General features: G+C 72.5%; 24 protein-coding genes and 1 pseudogene. 16 read left to right on the top strand and 9 right to left on the bottom strand.

Annotated elements, in window-relative coordinates:
- Window positions 1-197: 197 nt before the first annotated feature.
- Window positions 198-2183: a hypothetical protein gene (locus AC32QD_RS03780; RefSeq protein WP_492009148.1), complete on the top strand. Its 1986-nt coding sequence runs from the start codon at window positions 198-200 to the stop codon at window positions 2181-2183.
- 16 nt (window positions 2184-2199) lie between these two features.
- On the opposite strand, the gene galE is transcribed toward AC32QD_RS03780, so the two are convergent.
- Window positions 2200-3225 carry a UDP-glucose 4-epimerase GalE gene (gene galE, locus AC32QD_RS03775; RefSeq protein ID WP_492009147.1) on the bottom strand — a complete coding sequence of 342 codons (1026 nt, stop codon included), beginning with the start codon at window positions 3223-3225 and terminating at the stop codon, window positions 2200-2202.
- Window positions 3226-3401: 176 nt separating this feature from the next.
- Here galE and argC point away from each other — a divergent pair, with 176 nt between their 5' ends.
- The 7 genes from argC (at window position 3402) to AC32QD_RS03740 (ending at window position 8458) form a co-directional block, all read left to right on the top strand.
- The gene (gene argC / locus AC32QD_RS03770) at window positions 3402-4430 is read left to right on the top strand and encodes an N-acetyl-gamma-glutamyl-phosphate reductase (RefSeq protein ID WP_492009146.1); all 1029 of its coding nucleotides are present in this window, start codon (window positions 3402-3404) and stop codon (window positions 4428-4430) included.
- On the top strand, window positions 4427-5299 hold the full coding sequence (locus AC32QD_RS03765; RefSeq protein WP_492009145.1) for a YihY/virulence factor BrkB family protein: 873 nt from the start codon (window positions 4427-4429) through the stop codon (window positions 5297-5299). The genes argC and AC32QD_RS03765 overlap by 4 nt, the downstream gene beginning before the upstream one ends.
- A 33-nt stretch (window positions 5300-5332) precedes the next feature.
- On the top strand, window positions 5333-5800 hold the full coding sequence (gene ccmE, locus AC32QD_RS03760; RefSeq protein WP_492009144.1) for a cytochrome c maturation protein CcmE: 468 nt from the start codon (window positions 5333-5335) through the stop codon (window positions 5798-5800).
- Window positions 5790-6665 (top strand): PhzF family phenazine biosynthesis protein, encoded by an 876-nt coding sequence (locus AC32QD_RS03755; RefSeq protein WP_492009143.1) that lies wholly within the window; start codon window positions 5790-5792, stop codon window positions 6663-6665. Before ccmE ends, AC32QD_RS03755 begins: the two co-directional genes overlap by 11 nt.
- A 1-nt stretch (window position 6666) precedes the next feature.
- Window positions 6667-7107, top strand: a complete 441-nt coding sequence (locus AC32QD_RS03750; RefSeq protein ID WP_492009142.1) for an NUDIX domain-containing protein — start codon at window positions 6667-6669, stop codon at window positions 7105-7107.
- 68 nt (window positions 7108-7175) lie between these two features.
- A complete protein-coding gene (locus AC32QD_RS03745; RefSeq protein WP_492009141.1) occupies window positions 7176-7883 on the top strand; it encodes a Crp/Fnr family transcriptional regulator in 708 nt (235 codons plus the stop codon).
- Window positions 7880-8458: a DUF4202 domain-containing protein gene (locus tag AC32QD_RS03740; protein WP_492009140.1), complete on the top strand. Its 579-nt coding sequence runs from the start codon at window positions 7880-7882 to the stop codon at window positions 8456-8458. Before AC32QD_RS03745 ends, AC32QD_RS03740 begins: the two co-directional genes overlap by 4 nt.
- 243 nt (window positions 8459-8701) lie before the next feature.
- Here the strand turns inward: AC32QD_RS03740 and AC32QD_RS03735 are convergent, their stop codons facing one another.
- The 3 genes from AC32QD_RS03735 to AC32QD_RS03725 form a co-directional block, all read right to left on the bottom strand.
- Window positions 8702-9088, bottom strand: a complete 387-nt coding sequence (locus tag AC32QD_RS03735) for a c-type cytochrome (RefSeq protein ID WP_492009139.1) — start codon at window positions 9086-9088, stop codon at window positions 8702-8704.
- Window positions 9089-9129: 41 nt separating this feature from the next.
- Entirely contained in the window at window positions 9130-10353 is a 1224-nt protein-coding gene (gene hemA / locus AC32QD_RS03730) for a 5-aminolevulinate synthase (protein ID WP_492009138.1), read from the bottom strand.
- A 63-nt stretch (window positions 10354-10416) separates the two neighbouring features.
- Window positions 10417-10614, bottom strand: a complete 198-nt coding sequence (locus AC32QD_RS03725; protein ID WP_492009137.1) for a hypothetical protein — start codon at window positions 10612-10614, stop codon at window positions 10417-10419.
- Between the two features lie 180 nt (window positions 10615-10794).
- Here AC32QD_RS03725 and AC32QD_RS03720 point away from each other — a divergent pair.
- The 4 genes and pseudogenes from AC32QD_RS03720 to AC32QD_RS03705 form a co-directional block, all read left to right on the top strand.
- Window positions 10795-11151, top strand: a pseudogene (locus tag AC32QD_RS03720) (cytochrome D1 domain-containing protein); the annotation flags it as partial.
- Window positions 11135-11881, top strand: a complete 747-nt coding sequence (locus AC32QD_RS03715; protein ID WP_492009136.1) for a CbiX/SirB N-terminal domain-containing protein — start codon at window positions 11135-11137, stop codon at window positions 11879-11881. The pseudogene AC32QD_RS03720 and the gene AC32QD_RS03715, both read left to right, overlap by 17 nt.
- Window positions 11882-11970: 89 nt before the next feature.
- Window positions 11971-13536 (top strand): CYTH and CHAD domain-containing protein, encoded by a 1566-nt coding sequence (locus tag AC32QD_RS03710; protein WP_492009135.1) that lies wholly within the window; start codon window positions 11971-11973, stop codon window positions 13534-13536.
- Window positions 13537-13546: 10 nt separating this feature from the next.
- On the top strand, window positions 13547-14365 hold the full coding sequence (locus AC32QD_RS03705; RefSeq protein ID WP_492009134.1) for a metallophosphoesterase: 819 nt from the start codon (window positions 13547-13549) through the stop codon (window positions 14363-14365).
- Between the two features lie 70 nt (window positions 14366-14435).
- On the opposite strand, the gene AC32QD_RS03700 is transcribed toward AC32QD_RS03705, so the two are convergent.
- Window positions 14436-14936: an Lrp/AsnC family transcriptional regulator gene (locus AC32QD_RS03700; RefSeq protein ID WP_492009133.1), complete on the bottom strand. Its 501-nt coding sequence runs from the start codon at window positions 14934-14936 to the stop codon at window positions 14436-14438.
- A gap of 40 nt (window positions 14937-14976) precedes the next feature.
- Here AC32QD_RS03700 and AC32QD_RS03695 point away from each other — a divergent pair, with 40 nt between their 5' ends.
- Both AC32QD_RS03695 and trxB read left to right on the top strand, forming a co-directional pair.
- Window positions 14977-16083, top strand: a complete 1107-nt coding sequence (locus AC32QD_RS03695) for a mitochondrial fission ELM1 family protein (RefSeq protein ID WP_492009132.1) — start codon at window positions 14977-14979, stop codon at window positions 16081-16083.
- Between the two features lie 73 nt (window positions 16084-16156).
- Window positions 16157-17119 carry a thioredoxin-disulfide reductase gene (trxB, locus tag AC32QD_RS03690; protein WP_492009131.1) on the top strand — a complete coding sequence of 321 codons (963 nt, stop codon included), beginning with the start codon at window positions 16157-16159 and terminating at the stop codon, window positions 17117-17119.
- 7 nt (window positions 17120-17126) lie between these two features.
- Here the strand turns inward: trxB and AC32QD_RS03685 are convergent, their stop codons facing one another.
- From AC32QD_RS03685 to parC, 4 genes are all read right to left on the bottom strand, one after another.
- On the bottom strand, window positions 17127-17603 hold the full coding sequence (locus AC32QD_RS03685) for a DUF2799 domain-containing protein (protein ID WP_492009130.1): 477 nt from the start codon (window positions 17601-17603) through the stop codon (window positions 17127-17129).
- A gap of 114 nt (window positions 17604-17717) precedes the next feature.
- Window positions 17718-18131, bottom strand: a complete 414-nt coding sequence (locus AC32QD_RS03680) for an ester cyclase (protein WP_492009129.1) — start codon at window positions 18129-18131, stop codon at window positions 17718-17720.
- 15 nt (window positions 18132-18146) lie between these two features.
- The gene (locus AC32QD_RS03675; RefSeq protein WP_492009128.1) at window positions 18147-18893 is read right to left on the bottom strand and encodes an SDR family oxidoreductase; all 747 of its coding nucleotides are present in this window, start codon (window positions 18891-18893) and stop codon (window positions 18147-18149) included.
- Between the two features lie 7 nt (window positions 18894-18900).
- Window positions 18901-21198 (bottom strand): DNA topoisomerase IV subunit A, encoded by a 2298-nt coding sequence (gene parC, locus AC32QD_RS03670; RefSeq protein ID WP_492009127.1) that lies wholly within the window; start codon window positions 21196-21198, stop codon window positions 18901-18903.
- Window positions 21199-21410: 212 nt separating this feature from the next.
- Here parC and AC32QD_RS03665 point away from each other — a divergent pair, with 212 nt between their 5' ends.
- Entirely contained in the window at window positions 21411-21617 is a 207-nt protein-coding gene (locus tag AC32QD_RS03665) for a cold-shock protein (RefSeq protein ID WP_492009126.1), read from the top strand.
- A 251-nt stretch (window positions 21618-21868) separates the two neighbouring features.
- Window positions 21869-22075: a cold-shock protein gene (locus AC32QD_RS03660; RefSeq protein WP_492009125.1), complete on the top strand. Its 207-nt coding sequence runs from the start codon at window positions 21869-21871 to the stop codon at window positions 22073-22075.
- The last annotated feature ends 295 nt before the right edge of the window (window positions 22076-22370 follow it).

Below are 22370 nucleotides of genomic sequence, written 5' to 3'. Positions count from 1 at the left end.
GTCATCCGGGCCCCGGGCGGGCCGCCGCGGCCGGTGGACATCGGCCGGGCGAGGCCCGAAGGTTGTGCCCGAGCGGTTGTCGCCGGGCGGTTGTCGCCGGGCGGTTGTCCCCGGGCGGTTGTCCCCGGGCGGTTGTCCCCGGGCGGTTGTCCCCGGGGTGGTTGTCCCCTCACGCGCATGGTGCCCCGATGGCGGTTGTGCCGATACGCTTGCTCCTCGCCCTGACGGGCTGCGGGCTGCTGCTCGCGCCCGTGGCGCGGGCGCTCAGGCATGGCGCGGGCGGCGCGCTCGAGGCGCTGGCGCGCGGCGGCTGGGCGGATGCGGCGGCGGGCGCCGCGCTGATCGGCCTCGCCCTGTTCGGCGCGCGTCCGCTCGCCCGCGCCGCCGGGTGGCTGCGCGCGACATGGGGCGACATGGCACGGCGCGGCGGGCTGATGCTGCACGCCGCTCCGGAGGAGGAGGCGCTCGACCGAGCCGGCAAGGTCGGGGCCGGGGTTGCCGCCCACGACTGCCTGCTGGTTGCGGCGATTGCGTTGGCGGCGTTCCTGCCCTGGATCGCGCGGCTGGGGTTCTATTCCGACGATTGGTCCTTCCTGGCTGCGTTCTCGCTCGCCGGCCACCAGGACACCGGCAGCCTGTTTCACGTGCTCTACGATTTGCCGATCAACCGGGCGCGCCCGCTGCACATTCTTTACGTGACCGTGCTCTACCAGGCGTTCGGGCTCGCGCCGCTGGGCTACCATCTGGTCAATGCCGCCATGATCGTCGCCGGGGCAGTGCTGCTCTACCTGGTGCTGCGCGAGCTGCGCCAGGCGCGGGTGCTGCTGATTGCCGTGCCGCTGGTCTATGTGCTGATGCCGCACTATGCCACCGACCGGTTCTGGCTCGCCGCCTTCCAGGTGCCGCTGAGCGTGCTGGCCTATCTCGTCAGCCTCTATGCCGACCTGCGCGGCATCGCGGCCGGGCGCCTGCGCTTCTGGGCGTGGAAGCTGGTGAGCGTGCTGGGCTTCGTGGCCAGCGTGCTGGCCTATGAGATCACCGTGTTCCTGTTCCTGCTCAACCCGGCAATCGCCTATCTCGGCGCCAGGCAGGCGCCCGCACAGGACCCGGCCCGGCCCGCCCTGGGCGCCCGCATCCGGGCGTCGGCGCTGATCTATCTGGTGCTGATCGGCGCCGCGGCCGCGTTCAAGTTCGCGACCTCGAACCGCGTGCACATGAGCCACGGCGCGCTGGCCTACCTGGGCCGGCAGGTCTACCTCTTCCTCTCCCCGCTCCAGGCCGGCGCCGAGTACGGGCTGAACCTGTGGCGGGCGCTCTATATCGATTTCGTCGAATACGGCATCGGCCTGCCCGGCACGTTGTGGGTGCTGCTGCGTGGGCAGGCCGCGCCGGGCCGGATCGGCTGGGCGCTGGCGATCGGCCTCGTGGTCTTCGCCTGTGTCCATGCCGCGGCGCGCCGCGAGCCGACGGCGACCGCGAACGCCCGCGGCTGGGCGCAGGCGGTGCTGGCCGGGCTGGTCGTGTTCCTGGTGGGCTACGCCCCCTTCCTGGCCACGCCGCAGATCGTCCTCACGCCCACCGGCATTGGCAACCGGGTGTCGATGGCCGCCGCGCTCGGGGTGGCGCTGGCCTTCGTCGGCGCGATCGGCTGGCTGGCGGCGCAGGCGCGCTCGGGCCGGGTGCGGGCCGCGGTGCTGGCCGCGCTGGTCGGCTTCGTTGCGGGCTCGGGCGTGCTGATCGATGCCACCATCGCCGGCTACTGGAGCGAGGCGGCGGCGCGGCAGGCGCGGGTGCTGGCCGCGATCCGGGACGGGCGGCCGACGCTGCCCAAGGGCGCGGTGGTCCTGCTCGACGGGGTCTGCCCCTATGTCGGCCCCGGCATCGTGTTCGAGACCTACTGGGACATGACCGGCGCGCTGCAGCTGATCTATCGCGACCCGACGCTGCGTGCCGACGTGGCGACCGACCGCACGACGGTGGGACCGGCGGGCATCGAGACCTCGATCTACGGCGAGCCCAGGCATTATGCCTATGGCGGCAAGCTGCTGGTCTACGACGCCCGGCGCCGGCGCTGGCAGGCCCTGCCGGACGAGGCCGCGGCCCGAGCCTATTTCGCGGCCGCCGGCGCGCCCGGCGCGGGCTGCCCCGCGGGTCGCGAAGGCGTCGGGGTGCCGATCCTGTGATCGGGCCCGCCCGCCCTCAGCCGGCGTAGCCCAGCGGGTTCTTCTGCTGGAAGGCCCAGGCCGAGCGGCACATCTCGTCGAGGTCGAGCTCCGCCCGCCAGCGCAGGAGCTCGTGCGCCTTCGCGGGGTCGGCGAGCGAGACCGCCACGTCGCCCGCGCGACGCGGCGCGATGCGGACCGGGATGCGCCGGCCCGAGGCCTGCTCGAAGGCGCTGACCAGCTCGCGCACCGAGGTGCCGCGGCCGGTGCCGACATTGATCGCCTCGGCGCCCGCATGGCTCGCGGCGCGCTCGAGCGCCGCGACATGGGCGCGCGCGAGGTCGCACACATGGATGTAGTCGCGCAGGCCGGTGCCGTCGGGCGTGTCGTAGTCCTCGCCATAGACCTCGAGCGCCGGGCGCCGCCCTGCGGCCACCTGGCAGACCAGCGGCATCAGGTTGTTGGGGATGCCGCGCGGGTCCTCGCCAATGAGGCCCGAGGCATGCGCGCCGACCGGGTTGAAATAGCGCAGCAGCACGGCCGCGGCGCCCGATTTCCCGCCCCCTTCCGCTGCCGCCCAGTCGCCCAGGATCTGCTCGATCATCAGCTTGGTGCGGCCATAGGGGTTGAGCGGGGCGAGCGGATGCACCTCGTCGCAGGGCAGGTAGCGCGGTGCGCCATAGACCGTGGCCGAGGAGGAGAAGACGATCCGCCGGCAGCCCGACGCGCCCATGGCGGCGATCAAGGAGAGCGTGCCGCCGACGTTGTTGTCGTAGTAGAGCACCGGATTTTCGACCGACTCGCCCACCGCCTTGAGCCCGGCGAAGTGGATCACCGCCTCGGGCGCGAAGTCGCGGCAGGCGGCGATGAGCCGCGCCGTCTCGCGCAGGTCGCACACCAGGCGGGCGAGGTCGCGCCCGGCCAGCCCGGCGACGCGGTCGAGCGCCTCGGGCGCGCTGTTGACGTGGCTGTCGACCACCAGCACCTCGTGCCCGGCGCCGAGCAGCTCGAGAAGCGTGTGGCTGCCGACATAGCCGGCGCCGCCGGTGACCAGAACACGCATGCCTGTCCGTCCTTGCCCTGCCGGGCGGGGGCCCGGTGCGGGCGAGCCTAGCATCGGGGCCGGACGCGCGAAAGCGCCGGGGCTGTGCGAAAGGGCGATGGCCGTGGCGGTTGCGATGGCCGTTGCGATGGCCCGCACGATCGGGTAGGCGGGTCCGGGACGGGGGAGAAGCTGCCATGAGCGGACACAGGATCGCGATCCTCGGGGCGAGCGGCTATACCGGCGCCGAGCTGGTGCGCCTGATCGCCACGCATCCCGCGCTGCAGATCGCCGCGCTGACCGGCGAGCGCAAGGCGGGTGCGGCGATGCAGGAGGTGTTCCCGCATCTGCGCCATTTGCGCCTGCCGCGGCTGGTGAGCGTCGAGGAGGTGGACTTCGCCGCGCTCGAGCTGGTGTTCTGCGCCCTGCCCCACGGCACCACGCAGGAGATCGTGGCCGGGCTGCCCGCGGAGCTGAAGGTGGTCGACCTCTCGCCCGACTTCCGGCTGCGCGACCCGGCGGCCTATGCCGAGTGGTACGGCCACGCCCACCGCGCACCGGCGTTGCAGGAGACCGCGGTCTATGGCCTGCCCGAGTTCTACCGCGACGAGATCCGGCCCGCGCGGCTGGTCGCCAACACCGGCTGCTATGTCGCCACCGCGCTCCTGCCGCTGGTGCCGCTGGTCGAGGCCGGCGCGGTGGACCCCGACGAGATCGTGATCGACGCCGCCTCGGGCGTCACCGGGGCGGGGCGCGCGGCCAAGGAGGCGATGCTGCACGGCGAGGTCTCGGAAGGCTTTGCCGCCTATGGCGTCGGGCGCCACCGCCACATGGCCGAGATCGACCAGGAGCTGAGCCGCGCCGCGGGGCGCGCCGTGGGCGCCTCGTTCACGCCGCACCTGTTGCCGCAGAACCGGGGCATCCTGGCCACCATCTATGTCCGCGGCGAGGCCCGGGCGCTGCACGAGGCGCTGGCCGCGCGCTATGCGGGCGAGCCCTTCGTGCATGTCCTGCCCATGGGCGAGACGCCGCACACGCGGCATGTGCGCGGCTCGAACTTCTGCCATATCGGGGTCGTGGCCGACCGGCGGCCGGGGCGGGCGATCATCGTCTCGGCGCTGGACAATCTGGTCAAGGGCGCTTCGGGCCAGGCGGTGCAGAACGCCAATCTGATGCTCGGCCTCGAGGAGACCGCCGGGCTGATGGCGGCGCCGCTGTTCCCGTGATCCGGGTGCACTGGGCGCTGCGGGCGCCCGGCGTCTTCCTGTGGACGGTGAGCACCCGCTTCGTCGAGCACGACGGCTCGGTGTTCGCGGGCTACATCGCCTATTCGCTGATGCTGGCGGTGTTTCCCTTCCTGATCTTCGCCATGGCGATGACCGGCTTCGTGGTCGGCCACCAGGGCGCCGAGATGTCGCTGGACGCGCTGTTCCGCGGCGTGCCCGAGCACGTCACGCTGACGCTCAAGCCGGTGCTCTACGAGGTCATTGGCAAGCGCCGCGGCGGCATCCTGACCATCTCGGCGCTGGTCGCGGTCTGGGCCGCCTCGAACGGGGTCGAGGCGATCCGGCTGGGGCTCGACCGCGCCTATGGCGTGCCGCGGGCGCGCCACGTGGCGCTGTCGCGGCTGATCGCGGTGGTGTTCGTGCTGGGCGGGTTCCTGGTCTTCATCGTGCTCTCGGCGCTGATCGTCTTCGCGCCGCTGGTGTTCCTGCTGATCGAGGCCTGGACGCATGTCGACATCCCGCGCATTGCCGACATCGTGCGCTACACGGTGGGTCTGAGCGTGCTCTCCGCCTCGCTGTGGGCGATGCACCGGGTGCTGCCCTCGCGCCCCACGGGGGGGCTGAAGCTGTGGCCCGGAGTGCTGTCGAGCGTGGTGATCTGGAGCATCGCGGCCACGGGGCTGTCGATCTACCTGGCCTTCGCGCCCGGCTACTCGGTGACCTACGGCACGCTGGCCGGGGTGATCGTGACGCTCCTGTTCTTCTACCTCACCGGGCTGGCGCTGCTGGTCGGCGCCGAGGTGAACGCCGTGGTCAACCGTCTGGGTGCGGCGAGCGGTCATGATGCGCAGGCGGGCCCGCGGGGGTAAAATGCGCCTGAACATCCGGCGGAGACCACGACGATGACGCGGACGATGACGCGAAAGAAGGCCCGGCGCATCCAGATGCTGGCGCTCGGCGCCGTGCTGCTCGCGGCCTCGGCGACGCTGGTCTCGTTCGCCTTCCGCGATTCGATCGTGTTCTTCTTCTCGCCCACCGAGCTGATGACCCATGCGCACCGGCCCGACCAGTTGTTGCGCGTCGGCGGGCTGGTCGAGAAGGGCTCGCTGGTGCGTGGCGAGGGCGACACCGAGCGCTTCGTCGTCACCGACGGCAAGACCACCGTGCCGGTGAGCTATACCGGCATCCTGCCCGACCTGTTCGCCGAGGGCCAGGGCGTGGTGGCCGAGGGCCATTACCGCAACGGCACCTTCCAGGCCACCCAGGTGCTGGCCAAGCACGACGCGAAATACATGCCCAAGAACGTGGTCGAGGCGCTGAAGAAGGAAGGCCACTGGCAGGGCGAGAAGGGCGTGGCCAGTGCCGAGTGAGCACCGCGCCATGTGGATCGACGCCTTCACGCCGCAGCCGATGAGCGGCAATCCCTGCGTGGTGGTGTTCGATGCCGACGAGGCGGCGGTCGAGACGCGCATCGCGCTGGTGCGCGAGACCGGGCTGTCCGAATGCGCCTATCTGGTGCACTCCGACAAGGCCGATTTCGGCGCCCGCTATTATCTGGCCACCGGCGAGATCCTGATGGCCGGCCACCCCACGGTGGCCACCTGCCGGGCGCTGGACGAGGCCGGGATGCTGGCCGGGCGCGAGCGATTCACGCTGGAAATCGGCGCCGGGGTGATCGAGATCGCGGTCAGGCGCGGCGCCGGTGAGACCGTCTACACCATGACCCAGCCGGCGCCGACCTTCGGCCGAGACTACGCGCCGGCCGAGATCGCCGCGCTCTACGGGCTAAAAGCGGGCGATATCGTCGGCACGCCGCGGACCGTCTCGACCGGCACCGCCTATTGCATCGCGGTGCTGCGCGACCTCGAGGCGCTCAGGCGGGCGCGGCTCGACCTCGACGCCTTCCGCGACTGGCAGCCCGCGAGCGACTGCACCGAGCCGTTCCTGTGCGTCACCCAGGGCTTCACCGGCGCGGGCTACACCGCGGCGCGGCTGTTGCTGCCGCCGCCGCTGCCGGCCGAGGATTCCTTTACTGGCTCGGCCACCGGGGCGATGGCCGCCTATCTGTGGGCCAACGGGCTGATCGGCAGCGCACGGTTCTCTGCCGAGCAGGGGCACTGGATGGGCCGGCCCGGCCGCGGCGAGGTCGAGGTGCTGGGCCCGCCCGACGCCATCTCGGGCGTGCGGCTCGGCGGCCCGGCCGCGCTGCTGATGGACGGCCGGGTGAGGCTCTGAGGTGGCGCGCGCGCCGGTCCTTGCCGCGCTCGCGGTGCTGGTCGAAGACGGCCGGGTTCTGCTGGTGCGCCGGCGCAACGAGCCCGACGCCGGGCTGTGGGGCTTTCCCGGCGGCCGGGTCGAGCCGGGCGAGACGGCCTTCGCCGCCGCCGAGCGCGAGCTGGCCGAGGAGACCGGCGTCACGGCCCAGGCGCGCGACTTTCTCACCCTGATCGACGTGATCCGGCACGAGGCGGGGGCGCTGACCTACCACTACGCGCTGATCGCCGTGCTGTGCGCGCCGCTGGCCGCGCCCGGCGCCGAGCCGGTGGCGGCGTCGGACGCCAGCGCCGCCGCCTGGGTGCCGCTGGCCGAGGTGCTGGGCGGCCGGCTCGCCACCAGCGAAAAGGTGCCCGAGGTGGCGCGCCTGGCGCAGGCGCGGCTGGCCGGCGGGGCGGCTTGATCCATCTCAATGTCGCGCCGCGCCGGCCGCGCCAGAGTCGCTTCCGTTCCGAGCCAGAAGGAAGCGCGATGCCAAGCCCGGCCGACCTCGCGATCGCCCGCCAGTCGATCCTGTTCTCCTCGCTGCCCGGCGAGCTGGCCGAGAGGCTGACGGCGCACGCCGCGGTTGAGGGCTATGCGCGCGGCGACACGATCTGCCTGCAGGGCGATCCGGCCGACTTCGTGCACGTGGTGCTGGAGGGCTGGGTCAAGCTCTATCGCATCTCGCCTGGCGGCGCCGAGGCGGTGGTCGGCGTCTTCACCGGCGGCCGCAGCTTCGGCGAGGCCGTGGCGCTGCGCGGCGAGACCTACCCAGTGACGGCCGAGGCGGTGACCGAGTGCCGGCTGATGCAGGTCCGCGCCGCGCTGATCCTGGAGGCCATGGACGCGCATCCCGAGCTGTGCAGGGCGATGCTGGCCGCGACGTTTCGCCACCTGCAGGGCGTTATCGCCCAGGTCGAGCAGCTCAAGGCGCAGACCGGGGCGCAGCGGGTCGCCGAGTTCCTGCTCGGCCTGTGCCCGGCCGCCGAGGGCGCCTGTACCGTGCGCCTGCCCTACGACAAGGTGCTGATCGCGGGGCGGCTGGGCATGAAGCCCGAGTCGCTGTCGCGCGCCTTCGCCCGGCTGCGTGACTCGGGCGTGCGCGTGACGCACAATCGCGCCGCCATCGCGGACGTGGCGCGGCTGCGCCAGTATTCCGAGGAGGACCGGTCGGCGGCATGGAGCAAGGCGCAATGAGCGGGCGGTTCGCCCGGGTGCTGGAGGAGATCGACGCGGCCAACGCCGCCGACCCCGAGCGGGTGCGCGAGGGGGCCGAGCAGCGCCCGGCGGCGCTGGTCTACGGCCGGCGCATGTCGTCCGAGCTGGTGTGCTTCTGCCCCGACGCCTCGGAGCCCTTGCGCATCGCCGCGCGCGGCCAGCACATCGAGCGCTGGAAGAGCCCGCGCAGCGCCTATCCCGAGGGGCGCGAGGGGTACTTGCGCTGGCGCACCGAGCTGGGCCGCTTCCACGCCGAGCGGGTCGCGGGCATCATGCGCGCGGCCGGCTACGCCGAGGAGGACTGCGCCCGCGTCGCGCGCATCATCCGCAAGCAGGGGATCAAGCGCGACGCCGAGGTGCAGGCGCTCGAGGACGTGGCGGCGCTGGTCTTCATGCGCTGGTACTTCGCCGACTTCGCCCAGGGGCGCGATCCGGGGCAGATTCGCAACATCGTGGCCAGGACCGGGCGCAAGATGTCTGCGGCGGGCCGCGCCGCGGCGTTGGCGCTGGGCCTGCCGGCCGAGCTGGCCCGGGCGCTTCAGGCCGAGGGCTGAGCCGACACCCGCTTGATCGAAATCAAGGCGACCCGCCCCGGGCGCGGTGAATACTCGCATCCGCTCGGTTCGCCGGGCTCGTTTTCCCCTAAGATCGGACACGATCTTTCCTTTGGGGCGGCACCCGGATCCCTCCGGACCGCCCCTTCTTTTTGCCGCGCGGGCGCGCGCCCCGCACGAAAAAGCCCCGGCGGGGGCCGCCCGCGGGGCCCCGCCGGGGTGCGGCATCGGCGCCGGGGCGCCTTACTTGAACTGCTTGAGATAGGAGATCAGGTCGTCGCGCTGGTCCGCCTGCTTCAGGCCGGCAAACGGCATCTTGGTGCCGGGGATGTACTGCATCGGGTCCTTCAGGAAGGCCTCGAGGTGCTCCTCGGTCCAGGTGAAGCCTTGCTTCTTCTTTGCCTCGAAGGCGCTGGAGTAGCTGTAGCCCGGCGCCGAGGCGATCGGGCGGCCGACGACGCCGTTCAGCTCGGGTCCGACGCGGTTCTGGGCGTTGTTGCCGATCATGTGGCAGGTCTTGCACTTGCGGAAGATCTTGGCGCCTTCGGCCGCGTCGCTGTCGGCCAAGGCGTGGCCGGCGATCGCGAGCGTCGCGAGCGCCGCCATGGCAGCGGCCAGTCCTTTCTTCATTGGGAGCCTCCTGGGGTTTCCGGTTCGTCGGGTCTGGGGTCTCATTCCGCCGCGAGCCGGGCGCGGGCGCCGATCCCCAGCGCCGCCCAGGTCTCGGCGAGCGCGGCCACGAGCCGGTGCATCAGCCGGTCGTCGTGATGGGGCGTGGGCGTGATGCGCAGGCGCTCGGTGCCGCGCGGCACGGTGGGATAGTTGATCGGCTGGATGTAGATGCCGTGCCGTGCCATCAGCCGGTCGGTGGCCGCCTTGGCGAGCACCGGGTCGCCCACCAGAAGCGGCACGATATGGGTGGCGGACGGCATCACCGGCAGGCCGGCGGCGGCGAGCAGGGCCTTCAGCCGGGCGGCGCGCGCCTGGTGGCACTGGCGCAGCTCGGGCCGGTGCATCAGCTCCTCGACCGAGGCCAGCGCCGCACCGGCGATCGCGGGGGCCAGCGAGGTGGTGAAGATGAAGCCCGCCGCGGTCGAGCGGATGGCGTCGATGCAGGCAGCCGAGCCGGCGATGTAGCCGCCCATGCAGCCGAAGGCCTTGGCCAGCGTGCCCTCGATGATGGTCAGCCTGTGCGCCGCACCGTCGCGCTCGGAGATGCCGCCGCCATGGGCGCCGTAGAGGCCGACCGCGTGCACCTCGTCGAGATAGGTCATGGCGCCGTAGCGCCGGGCGAGGTCGCACACGCCGTGGATCGGCGAGATGTCGCCGTCCATGGAGTAGACCGATTCGAAGGCGATCAGCTTCGGCGCCGCCGGGTCGGCCGCGGCGAGCAGCGCCTCGAGATGGGCCAGGTCGTTGTGCCGCCAGATGCGCTTGTCGGCGCCCGAGTGCCGGATGCCCTCGATCATCGAGGCGTGGTTGAGCGCGTCCGAGAAGATGATCAGGTCGGGGAACAGCGTGCCCAGCGTCTTCAGCGTCGCCGCGTTCGAGACGTAGCCCGAGGTGAACAGGAGCGCCGATTCCTTGCCGTGCAGCTCGGCCAGCCGCTGCTCGAGGCGCACGTGCAGGTCGTTGGTGCCCGAGATGTTGCGCGTGCCGCCCGAGCCCGCGCCCATCGCCGCCATCGCGGCGCGCCCGGCCTCGATGACGCGAGGGTTGCAGGCCTGGCCGAGATAGTCGTTCGAGCACCAGACCACGACCTCGTCGGGGCCCGGCCCGTGGTTCAGCGCATAGGGGAAGCGCCCGGCGATTCGCTCCAGATGCGCGAAGACGCGGTAGCGGCCCTCGTGGCGGACGCCTTCGACGGCCTCGGCGAAGCGGCTCTCGTAGTCCATGCTGGCTCCCCCGTCTGTTTTGCCGAGCATCGCGGGCGGCGCGGCCGCCGGCATTGACCGAAATCAAATGCGCATCGGCCGGACGGAGCGGCGGGCGAGCGCGACCCGGCGCCGGCCGAGGCGGCGCGTGCGGCCGTGAGGCGCGGTGGCGAGCAGGGCCACCCCGTCGAGCCCCGCCGCGATGTCGCCTGCCGGGTCGGGCGGCGAGACCGCCAGGGCGGTCGAGAGCGTCTCCGCCGCCTCGGCCCGGTTCGCGAGCACGGTGACGCTGCGCCACCAGCTGGGGCTGGCGACCCGGTGTTGACGCCCAACGAGGTCAACAAGGCCAGCGAGATCTGCTTCGAGCGCTGCGCCCGCCGCCATGGCACGCTGAGGAAGGGCGCCACCGGCAAGGCGCTGACGACCGACATCACGCGCCAGCGCGGCTATCAGTCCCTGCGCGACGTCATCACCATCGACCTGCCCGGCCCCGGCGGCTGCCTTCGCAGCCAAGAGAACTCGCCCTATGTCTGGGCGGACGTGTTCTTCGGCCCCAACAGGGACGCCATGCAGGTTATCGACAAACAGACGCTGAAGATCGTGAAGACGCTGCGCCCGGTGCCCGGCGCTACCGCCGCCCATGTGGAGGTCGACCGCTTGGGCCGCCACGCGCTGGTCTCGATCTGGGAGGACGACGGCGCCGTGATCGTCTACGATGCCAAGACGCTCGAGGAGGTCAAGCGTCTGCCGATGCGCAAGCCCCCGGGCAAGTACAACGTCTGGAACGAGATCACGTTTTCCGATGGCACCGGCCACTGAGCACGCCGCGCTGATCGTCGCCCATGGCTGGCCCTCGGCGCCCGAGGGTCCCGAGCGGGCGATGCACGCGCTGGCCGCCGCGGTCGGGCGCCGGCTCGGCGCCGGCTGGGCGGTGGCCGGGGCGACGCTGGCCGCGCCTGGCGCGCTGGCCCGGGGTCTGGCCCGGGCGCTGGGCCGGCTGCCCGCGGGCGCGCCGCTGCTGGTCTATCCGCATTTCATCGCCGATGGCTGGTTCTCGACCGAGGAGCTGCCGCGCCGGCTCGCCCGCGCCGGGGCGGAAGCGGCGAGCGTTCTGCCCGCCTTCGGCCGCGACCCGGCGGTGCACGCGCTGTGCCTGGCGCGCGTCGCCGCGGCCCTGCGCACCAATGGCTGGGCGCCGGGCGAGGCGGCGCTGCTCATCGCTGCGCACGGCCATCCCTCGGACCCGCGCGCGGCCGCCTCGGCGCGCGCGGCGGCGCGCCGCCTCGCCGCCTCCGGGCTGTTCCGCGAGGTCGCCACCGGCTTCATCGAGGAGCCGCCGCTGATCGCCGAGGCCGCGCGGCTGGCCGCGCCGGCGCTCTGCCTGCCCTACTTCGCGGGCCGCGCCGGCCATGTCGAGACCGACTTGCCGAGGGCGCTGGCCGAGGCCGGCTTTGCCGGCCCGACGCTGGGCCCGATCGGCGCCGACGCGCAGGTGCCCGGGATCGTCGCCGCGGCGCTGGCCCGCGCCGCCGCTGAGCGGGCGGCCTGAGCGGGCTTGGGCCCGGTCGGCCCGGGGTCCCTTCGAGTCACGATCTGTTCTCTTGATGCGACAGGCGGCGCGCTGTACCGCTGATGCGAATGGACGAGCTCGAGCTCAAGTTCGTTCTCGACGAGCAGGCCGAGAGGCGGCTGCGCGAGAACCCCGCCCTGTCCCGGCTGGCGGCCGGGAAGGCCGCATCGGAGTCGCTGCACTCGATCTACTACGACACCGCGGACCGGGCGCTGAAGGCGGGCGGCATCGCGCTCAGGCTGCGCCGCACGGGCCGGCGCTGGGTGCAGACCGTGAAGGCGGGCAAGTCGCTGCGCTCGGGCCTGTCCTCGGCGACCGAGGCGGAGAGCCCGGCGCAAGACGGCCGGCTCGACCTCGAGGGGGTGCCCGACGCGCGCGTGCGCGAGGCGGTCAAGCGCCGCCTCGACGGCACCACGCCCCAGCCGGTCTGCGAGACCCGGATCCGCCGCACCCGGCGCGACCTGGTGATGCCCGACGGCGCGCGCATCGAGCTGGCCATCGACGTGGGCGAGGTGCGCGCCGGCGGCCGCGCCGCGCCCTGGCGCGAGGCCGAGCTCGAGCTCAAGGCGGGCGCACCCGCGGCGTTGTTCGAGGCGGCGCGGCTGCTGTTCCCCGAGGGCGGGCTGGAGTTCTCCAACCTGAGCAAGGCGCAGCGCGGCTATCTCCTGGCCGAGCAGGGTCGCATCGCGCCGCCGACTGCGCCGCGCAAGGCCGAGCCGGTGCGGCTGGCGCGCGGGCTGAGCACGGAACAAGCGGCCACCGCGATCCTGCGCGAATGCCTCGACCAGGTGGCGGCCAACATGCTCGCCATCGGCCAGACCGACGACCCGGAGGGGCCGCACCAGCTGCGCGTCGGGCTCAGGCGCCTGCGCGCCGCCTTCGCCGTGTTCCGCCCGGTGATCGGGCGCGCGGCGCTCGCGCCGCTCGAGGACGGGGCGCGCTGGCTCGGCCAGGAGGTCGGGCGGCTGCGCGACCTCGACGTGGTGCTGGGCGACATCGTCGTGCCCGAGGCCAAGCGGCACGCCGCGGCGCACGACGCCGACGCCGCGGCCTTCGCCGCGCTGGCCGGGGCGCTGGCCGCGGCCGGGGAGGCCGAGCGCACCCGCCTGCGCGCGGCGCTGAAATGCGCCCGCGCCCACGCCTTCGTGCTGGACCTCGCGGCCTTCGTCGAGACGCGCGTCTGGGCCGGGGCCGGCGATGCAGGGCAGGCCGGGGTGCTGGCGCGCCCGGTCGCGGCGCTGGCCGAGAGCGCGCTGGCGCACAGCTGGAAGCGCACGCAAAAGCGCGCGCGCGGCATCGCGACGCTGACCATCGAGCAGCGCCACGAGTTGCGCAAGGCGCTCAAGCGGCTGCGCTATACGGTCGAGTTCTTCGCGCCGCTTTACCCGGCCAGGACGGTCAAGCCGTTCCTGGCGCACCTGAAGGACCTGCAGGACCTGTTCGGCGACCTCAACGACGTGGCCGTGGCCGAGGGCCTGTTCGCCCGCGCCGATGCCCCGGCCGCCGGCGACGCCCGCGCCGCGCGCGCCATCGGCCTGGTGATCGGCGCCCGGCGCGAGCGGGCCGAGCGGGCTTGGGACTCGGCCCGCGCCGCCTGGGCCGCGCTCAGGGACACGCCGCGCTTCTGGGCCTGAGCCGGTGCGCTTGCTGATCCTGAGCGACCTGCACCTGGTGCCGCCCGGCGAGCCGCTCTACGGCCTCGACCCGCTGGCCCGCCTGGCCATCGCCGTCGACCTGATCGCGCGCGAGCACGCCGATGCAGCCGCCCTCGTGCTCATGGGCGATCTGACCCATGCCGGCGAGCCGGAGGCCTATGCCGCGCTGGCCCGGGCGCTGGCGCCGCTGGCCATGCCGGTGATCCCGCTCACCGGCAACCACGACTCGCGCACGCAGCTCGCCGCCACCTTTCCCCGGGCGCCCATCGACGCGCAGGGCTTCGTCGCGGGCCTGCAGGTCTTCCCCGAGGCGAGCGTGGTGACGCTCGACACCCTCGACGAGGCCAGCGAGGAGGCCGACGGCGTGCTCTGCCCGGCGCGGCTGGCCTTCCTCGAGCGGGCGCTCACGGACGCGCCGGCCGACCGCCCGCTGATGCTCTTCCAGCACCACCCACCGATGCCGCTGGGCCTGCCCGGCATGGACCGCATCCGGCTGAGGAACCCCGAGGAGGAGTGGGCCGTGATCGCGCGCACCCGCCGCCCCGACTACCTGTTCGTGGGCCATGTCCACCGCCCGGTCGCCGGGCTGTGGCGCGGCATCCCCTTCCACGTGCAGCGCGGGCTGGCGCACCAGGTCGCGCTCGGCCCCGCGCCCGAGGGCACTCGCGGCAACCACGAGGGCCCGGACCTCGGCATCGTCGAGCTGGACGCGGAGGGCATCCGCGTGCACCAGCGCCCGATCCTCTACGACGGCCCCACGTTCCGGCTGAGGGACCCGGCGGCGAAGGCGGCGCGGCGGCTGGGGTGAGTCGGCTGGGGTGAGGCGGCTGGGGTGAGGCGGCTGGGGTGAGGCGGCTGGGGTGAGGCGGTGCCGGGCTTCAGACCTTCTCCGCCGCCAGGTGGTCGCTCATCTCGAAGGGCACGCCGGGCTCGTTCTTCGAGGAGCGGATCACCAGCGCCGTGCGCACGCTCGACACGTTCGGCGCCGCAGTCAGCTCGCCGGTCAGGAAGTCCTGGAAGGTCAGCAGGTTCGGCGCCACGCATTTCAGGATGAAGTCGATCTCGCCGTTGAGCATGTGGCACTCGCGCACCATGGGCCAGCTGCGCACCAGCTTCTCGAAGGCGACCAGCTCGCGCTCGGCCTGGCTCTTCAGGCTGACCATGGCGAAGACCATCACCTCGTAGCCCAGCGCCCGCGCGTTCATGCGCGCGTGGTAGCCCTGGATCAGCCCCGCCTCCTCGAGCGCGCGCACCCGGCGCAGGCAGGGCGGCGCCGAGATGCCGACGCGGCGGGACAGCTCCACATTGGTCATGCGCCCGTCGTCCTGCAGCTCCGTCAGGATCTTGCGGTCGATGGCGTCCAGCTTCAGGCTCGTCATGTGGCCCCTCCGGCACAAATCTACTCTGGCGCTGCCGGGAATGTCCGGCGCACCTTGTCGGCTCGGGCGAGCATTATCGAAAGCCCGGGCGTCGCACAATAAAATTGCGCGAAGGCGGGAATCGTGGAGTCCGAGGGAGGCGCCGATCCGAATCTGGGCCATTCATGACGGGCGGGCGGGCCACGCGGCGCAGGCGCTGGGGCTGGCCGAGGCGCTGGCCCGGCGGCGCCCGGCCGAGGTCGCCGAGCGGCCGCTCGCGGCGAAGCCCTGGGCGGCGCGCCTGCCGGCGCGGCTGTGGCACGCGTTCGGCGCGCGGGCCGGCGGCTGGCCCTTCACCGGCTATGGCGCCGGCATCGGCGCCATCGCGCCGCCCTGGCCCGATCTGGCCATCGGCGCGGGGCGCCGCGTGGCGCCGCTGGTCGCGGCGCTGAAGGCGCGCCATGGCGTGCCCGCGGTGCAGGTGCTCGACCCGCGCCTGCCGCCGGCGGCCTTCGACCTCATGGTGGTGCCGGCGCATGACGGGCTCGCGGGCGACAACGTCGTGCCCACGCTGGGCGCGGTCAACCGCATCTCGCGGGCCGCGCTGGTCGCGGCTGCCGACGCCTGGCGCCCGCGCCTGGCCCGCCTGCCCGAGCCGCGCGTCGCCGTGCTGCTCGGCGGGCCCTCGCGCAGCGCCTACTGGAGCGGCGACGATGTCGACCGCTTCGTCGCCCGCATCGCCGCGCTCACGCAGGCCGGCACCGGGGTGATGCTCACGCCCTCGCGCCGCGCCGACCCGATCCTGCTCGCCGCGCTCGCCGAGTACTGCGATCCGCAGGCGAGCTTCCTGTGGGACCGCACCGGCGCCAATCCCTATCCGGCGATCCTCGGCCTCGCCCGGGCCGCGATCGTCACCGAGGACTCGGTCTCGATGGCGTCCGAGGCCGCGACCGCCGGGCTGCCGCTGCATGTCTTCCGCCTCGCCGGCACCGCGCCGCGGCTCAGGGCGTTCCATCGCCAGCTCGAGGCGCGCGGCATCGCCCGCGACTTCACCGGCAGGCTGGACTCGTGGGCCTATGCGCCGCTGGCCGAGGCCGACCGCGCTGCCGCCGAGATCGAGCGCCGGCTGATCGCCGGGCCCGGCCGCGGCATCTCTTCCCTTGGCTGAGGCGCGCGTCTGGCCTATTCAGGGCGCACCGAAGCGAGGAGCCCCAAGAGGAGCGCCCGAGAGGAGCCCACAGATGCCCGAGACCCGCCATGTCCGCCTCTTGATCATCGGCTCCGGCCCCGCCGGCTACACCGCGGCCGTCTACGCCGCGCGGGCGATGCTCGAGCCGGTGCTGGTGCAGGGGCTCGAGGCGGGCGGCCAGCTCATGATCACCACCGAGGTGGAGAACTGGCCCGGCATCGTCGAGATCCAGGGCCCCGATCTGATGGCGAAGATGGAGGAGCACGCCCGCGCCGTGGGCACCGAGATCGTCGCCGACCTCGTCACCCGGCTCGACCTCGCCCAGCGCCCCTTCCGGGCCGAGTGCGATTCGGGCGCGGTGATCCGCGCCGAGGCGGTGATCCTGGCCACCGGCGCGCAGGCGAAGTGGTTGGGCCTGCCGTCCGAGCAGCGCTTCAAGGGCTTCGGAGTGTCGGCCTGCGCCACCTGCGACGGGTTCTTCTTCCGCGGCCAGGAGGTGGCGGTGATCGGCGGCGGCAACACCGCGGTCGAGGAGGCGCTCTACCTCGCCAACCTGGCCTCGAAGGTCACCCTGATCCACCGCCGCGACGAGCTGCGCGCCGAGAAGGTTTTGCAGCAGCGGCTGTTCTCGAACCCCAAGGTCGAGGTGATCTGGGACCACACGCTGGCCGAGGTCATGGGCGCAGATGCCGAGGGCGTGACCGGCGTGCGTCTCGCCCATGCGCGCACCGGCGAGACCCGCGAGCTGCCGGTGACCGGCGTCTTCATCGCCATCGGCCACAAGCCGGCGACCGAGCTGGTGGTCGACCAGGTCGAGACCCACATGGGCGGCTATGTCGTCACCCAGGGCTTTTCCACCAAGACCTCAATTCCCGGGCTGTTCGCCGCCGGCGACGTCACCGACCACGTGTTCCGCCAGGCGGTCACCTCCGCCGGCATGGGCTGCATGGCCGCGCTCGAGGCCGAGAAGTTCCTGGCCGAGAGCGAGGCGGCGCAGATCCAGGCCGCCGAATAGGCGGGCCTCACCAGGCCCACGGCCGGCCGGGTCCGTACCACCAGGGCGGCTCGGCATAGAAGCTGCCGACGCCGAGCCCGAAGCCGAAATAGGGTTGCACGGGGTAGGCCTGTCGCCGGTCCTTGCGGCCCTCGTTGTAGCCTTGCAGGAATCCGATCTCGGCCTGGGGCGGGCAGACGTGGTGGTATTCGCGCCCGGCGCGGCCCGCGTCATAGCCGCTCTGCACCGTGCAGTACTGCTTCAGCCCCTCGGCGCGGCCGGCCTTGTAGGCCTTCATGTCCGGCGGGTAGCCGAGCTTGCGGCAGTCGGCGAAGAGGCCGGTGCGCTGGTCGACCGGCACGCCGAGGAGCCCGTCATTGCGCCCGTAGTCGTGCCAGTCGACCCGCTGGCAGAAGCTGGCGCGCTGGGCCGGCGAGACGCTGGCGCACCCCGTCAGCCCCAGCGCGGCGAGCGCCAGCAGGCCCAAGCCCAGGGCAATCCGCATCGGTCCGCTCCCCTGATGCCCGTGCGGCCGGCCGCGGCGCCGGCCGTCTCTCAAGGATGATATAGGCGCGCGCGGGCCGGCGGCACGGCCCGGTGCGTCACCCTGCCTCGGCCGTCACCCTGCTTCGGCCCTGGCCTGAAGCTGGGGCATCAGCCCCGCCAGGTCGCCGAGCACCCACAGCGAGCGGATGCGCTCGCCCTCGCACTGGAACAAAGCCGCTCCGGCCCAGCTCACCTCGTGCCCGGTCGGCGGCTGGCCCAGCAGCATGCCGATGTGCCGGCCGGTGAATCGCATGCGGGCGAAGGCGCGCTCGTCCTCGACCACCAGTGCCTCGATGGCGCAGTGGAAGCCCGCCAGCGCCCCGGTGACCTCGCGCACATAGTCGGCGATGCCCTCGTGGCCGCGCCGCTCGACGCCCAGCGAGCCGCGGAAGCTGCAGGTCTCGTGGAACAGCTCGGGGATCACCGCGGGATCCGCCCGGTTCCAGACCTCCTCGTAGAATCGCGTCACCAGCCGCCGCGGTGTCATCTCATTGTCCCCCTCTCAACGCCCGCCCCCCACATCCACCAGCGCACCGCTCACATAGGAGGCGGCGTCCGAGAGCAGCCACAGGATCGCCTCGGCCACCTCCTCGGGCGTGCCGGCGCGGCCCATCGGCACCGAGGGCGCCAGCCGCTCGAGCCGGTCGGGCTGCCCGCCCGCGGCGTGAATCTCGGTGGCGATCAGGCCCGGCCGCACCGCATTGACGCGCACGCCGCCCGCCGCCAGCTCCCTGGCCAGCCCGATGGTCAGCGTGTCGATCGCGCCCTTCGAGCCGGCATAGTCCAGCCACTCGTCGGGCGAGCCGATTGTCGAGGCCCTCGACGAGGTGTTGACGATGGCGCCGCCCGGCCCGCCGCGGTCGGTCGGCATGCGCCGCGCCGCCTCGCGCGCCACCAGATAGGCGCCCAGCACGTTGACCTCGAACAGCCGGCGCATGCGCTCGCCGGTCATCTCGGCCAGCCGCGCCTTGGGCGCCACGATGCCGGCGTTGTTGACCACGCCCGTGACCGGGCCGAAGGCGCGTTCCGTGGCGTCGAACATGGCCACCACATCGGCCTCCAGCGACACGTCGCCGGGGATGGCGACCGCCGCGCCGCCCGCGGCGGTGACCTGGCGCACGCACTCGGCCGCGGCCTCGGCGTTGCCGACATAGTTGACGCCGACCCGCCAGCCGCGCCGCCCGGCCAGCATCGCCGCGGCCCGGCCGATGCCGCGCGAGCCCCCGGTGATCAGGACCGTCCGTGCCATGGCGCCCTCAGGTGAAGCGGTTGTCGCGCGGGAAGCCGCGCGGCGCCATGCGCCCCGCGCTGGCGCGCTTGCCCTGCCACTCGGCGAGCTGGCTCTCGGTGCGGGTGCGCCCGGCGGGGTCCTTCCACGACAGCCCGTGCTCGATCGCGAAGCAGATGGCATCGGACAGCCCGCCATCCTTGTATTTTTGCAGCCGCACGCCCTTGCCGCGGCTCATCTCGGGCAGCTCGGCCAGCGGGAACACCACAAGCTTGCGGTTCTGGCCCACCACCGCGACGTGGTCGCCGACGACCGGCGTGCAGACCACCGCCTTGACGCCGGGCTTGACGTTGAGCACCTGCTTGCCGGCGCGGGTCTGCGCCAGCACCTCGTCCTCGGCCACCACGAAGCCGTCGCCGGCCGAGGAGGCGACCAGCAGCCGCCCGCCGGGGCGGTGCAGGCGCAGCGCCACCAGGTCCTCGTCGTTGGGCAGGTCGACGATCAGGCGCACCGGCTCGCCGGTGCCGCGCCCGCCGGGCAGGCGGTCCGCCCCGATGGTGTAGAACCGCCCGTTCGAGGCGAAGGCGAGAAGCTTGTCGGTGGTCTGGGCGTGGAACAGGAAGCGCGGGCCGTCGCCGTCGCGGAACTTGAGCTCGGAGTCGAGCGCGATGTGCCCCTTCATCGCCCGGATCCAGCCCTGCGCCGAGCACACCACGGTGATCGGCTCGCGCTCGACCAGCGCCTCGAGCGGCACCTCCTCGAGCGCGGGGGCGTCCGCGAAGCCGGTGCGCCGGGCGCCCGCCGGGTAGGGATCGTGCTCGCCGCGCGCCGCGACGATGTCCTCGGCGAATTTCAGGCCGCGCAGCCGCGCCGGCGCGCCGAAGCGGTCGCGCATGGTCCTGAGCTGATCGGCGATGCGGCCCCACTGCAGCTGCTCGTCGGCCAGCAGGTCGTCGAGATCCGCGCGCTCGACGCCCAGCTCGTCGCGCTCGCGCCTCAGCTCCATCTCCTCGAGCCGACGCAAGCTGCGCAGGCGCATGTTGAGGATCGCCTCGGCCTGCACGTCGGTGAGGTCGAACTCGGTCCGCATCACCGGCTTGGGCTCGTCCTCGGTGCGGATGATCTCGATCACCCGGTCGAGGTTGAGGAAGGCGGTGATGTAGCCCTCCAGCACCTCGAGCCGGTGGTCGATCTTGGCCAGCCGGTGGCGGGCGCGGCGGATCAGCACCTCGCGCCGGTGGTCGAGGAAGGCGCGCAGCACCTCGGCCAGCGAGCAGACCCTGGGCGTGCGCCCGTCGATCAGCACGTTCATGTTCAAGGGCACCCGCACCTCGAGGTCGGTCTGCCTGAACAGCGTCTCCATCAGCAGGCCCGGGTCCACGCTGCGGCTTTTGGGCTCCAGCACCAGGCGCACGTCCTCGGCCGATTCGTCGCGCACGTCGGCCAGAATCGGAATCTTCTTGGCGTTGACCAGCTCGGCGATGCGCTCGACCAGCTTCGACTTCTGCACCTGGTAGGGGATCTCGGTGACCACGATCTGCCAGGTGCCGCGGCCGAGGTCCTCGACCCCCCAGCTGGCGCGCAGCCGGAAGGCGCCGCGCCCCGTGCGGTAGGCCTCGACGATGGACTCGAGCGGCTCCACCAGCACGCCGCCGGTGGGAAAGTCCGGGCCGGGGATCATCTCGACCAGCGTCTCGGCGCGCGCGTTGGGGTGGCGGATCAGGTGCAGCAGCGCCTCGGCCAGCTCGCCGGCGTTGTGCGGCGGGATCGAGGTCGCCATGCCCACCGCGATGCCGCTGGCGCCGTTGGCCAGGAGGTTGGGGAAGGCGGCCGGCAGGACCTCGGGCTCGTCGTCCTCGCCGTTGAAGGTGGCGCGCAGGTCGACCGCGTCCTCGTCCAGCCCCTCGAGCATGGCGGCGGCCACGTCGGTCAGCCGCGCCTCGGTGTAGCGGTAGGCGGCCGCGCCGTCGCCGTCGATATTGCCGAAATTGCCCTGCCCGTCGACCAGCGGGTAGCGCAGCGAGAACTCCTGCGCCACGCGCACCAGCGCGTCATAGACCGCCTGATCGCCATGCGGGTGGTACTTGCCAATCACGTCGCCCACCACGCGGGCCGACTTCTTGTAGGCCTGGCCGGGCTCGAGCCTGAGCTGGCGCATGGCCCACAGCAGGCGCCGGTGCACCGGCTTCAATCCGTCGCGCGCATCGGGCAGCGCCCGGTGCATGATGGTCGACAGTGCATAGGTCAGGTAGCGATCGCCCAGCGCCTGCGCCAGCGGCTCGGCGACCACACCCTGCATATCGTCGTCGGGGAAGGCCGTGCTCATAGATTTTGTGTAGCGCAGGGACGAGTCGCGGTCCAGCGGGGTTTCGCCCGCGATGATCTTGAATTTTGCCGCATTTGAGGCAAAATGCCCCGCGCTATCGCGTACTAGACGAAAGACTGTCCGTCTCTTCGAGGCTACGGTCCACTTCGGTCTGACCGAGAAGCCACAGCCGCGGCATCCCGCGCGCGGCGACACCTGAAGGAGACACGGACATGGCCACTGGCACCGTGAAATGGTTCAACGCCACCAAGGGCTATGGCTTCATCCAGCCCGAGGACGGCGGCAAGGACGTCTTCCTGCACGTCTCGGCGGTCGAGCGCGCCGGGCTGCAGAGCCCGCGCGAGGGGCAGAAGGTCGCCTATGACCTCGAGTCCGGCCGCGACGGCCGCACCTCGGCGGGGAACCTCCGCTACCTCTGAGTGGCTTGAGCGTCCAGCGCCATTGGCCCCGCGGGTCCGCCCGCGGGGTTTCGCGTTTGCGGCGCGGCGTGCGGTTGTCCGCGCGTTTATCCTTGCAATCGCGGCTCGCCTGCCCCATCTGTTGCGGCGCTAACGACGTCACGATGCAATCTTACTGTCTTCTCCTTCGGGGCTGCCGGTCTGTTGCGAATGTTGACCGAAGAGCCACAGCCGCGGCATCCCGCGCGCGGCCACTGAAAGGAGACACGGACATGGCCACTGGCACCGTGAAATGGTTCAACGCCACCAAGGGCTTCGGCTTCATCCAGCCCGAGGACGGCGGCAAGGACGTCTTCCTGCACATCTCGGCGGTCGAGCGCGCCGGCGAGCAGCCCCCGCAGGAGGGCCAGAAGCTTTCGTTCGACCTCGAGTCCGGCCGCGACGGCCGCACCTCGGCGGGCAACATCCGCTACCTCTGAGCGCTTTACCAGGCGCCGGACGGCATTGGCCCCGCGGGCGCGCCCGCGGGGTTTTTCGTCAATGTCTGATTCACCATAAAATCGGTCCAGATCTGAATCTTGGCTAAATCAATGGGTTAGGTATGCGTCCACATTTGGACGCGCTGGCTCGCGGGCTCAGAAGATGGCATCGGCCAGCAGAAAGGCCAGGAAGATCAGGCCGCCGAAGCGGGTGGCGCGGAACAGCCGCAGGCACTGCTCGGGGTCGTCGAGCTCCAGCTCGCGGGTCTGCCAGGCCATGAAGCCGCCAAAGGCC

It is taken from the genome of Thermohalobaculum sp., from assembly GCF_058622915.1.
This window is presented reverse-complemented; position numbering and strand designations above follow the sequence as displayed.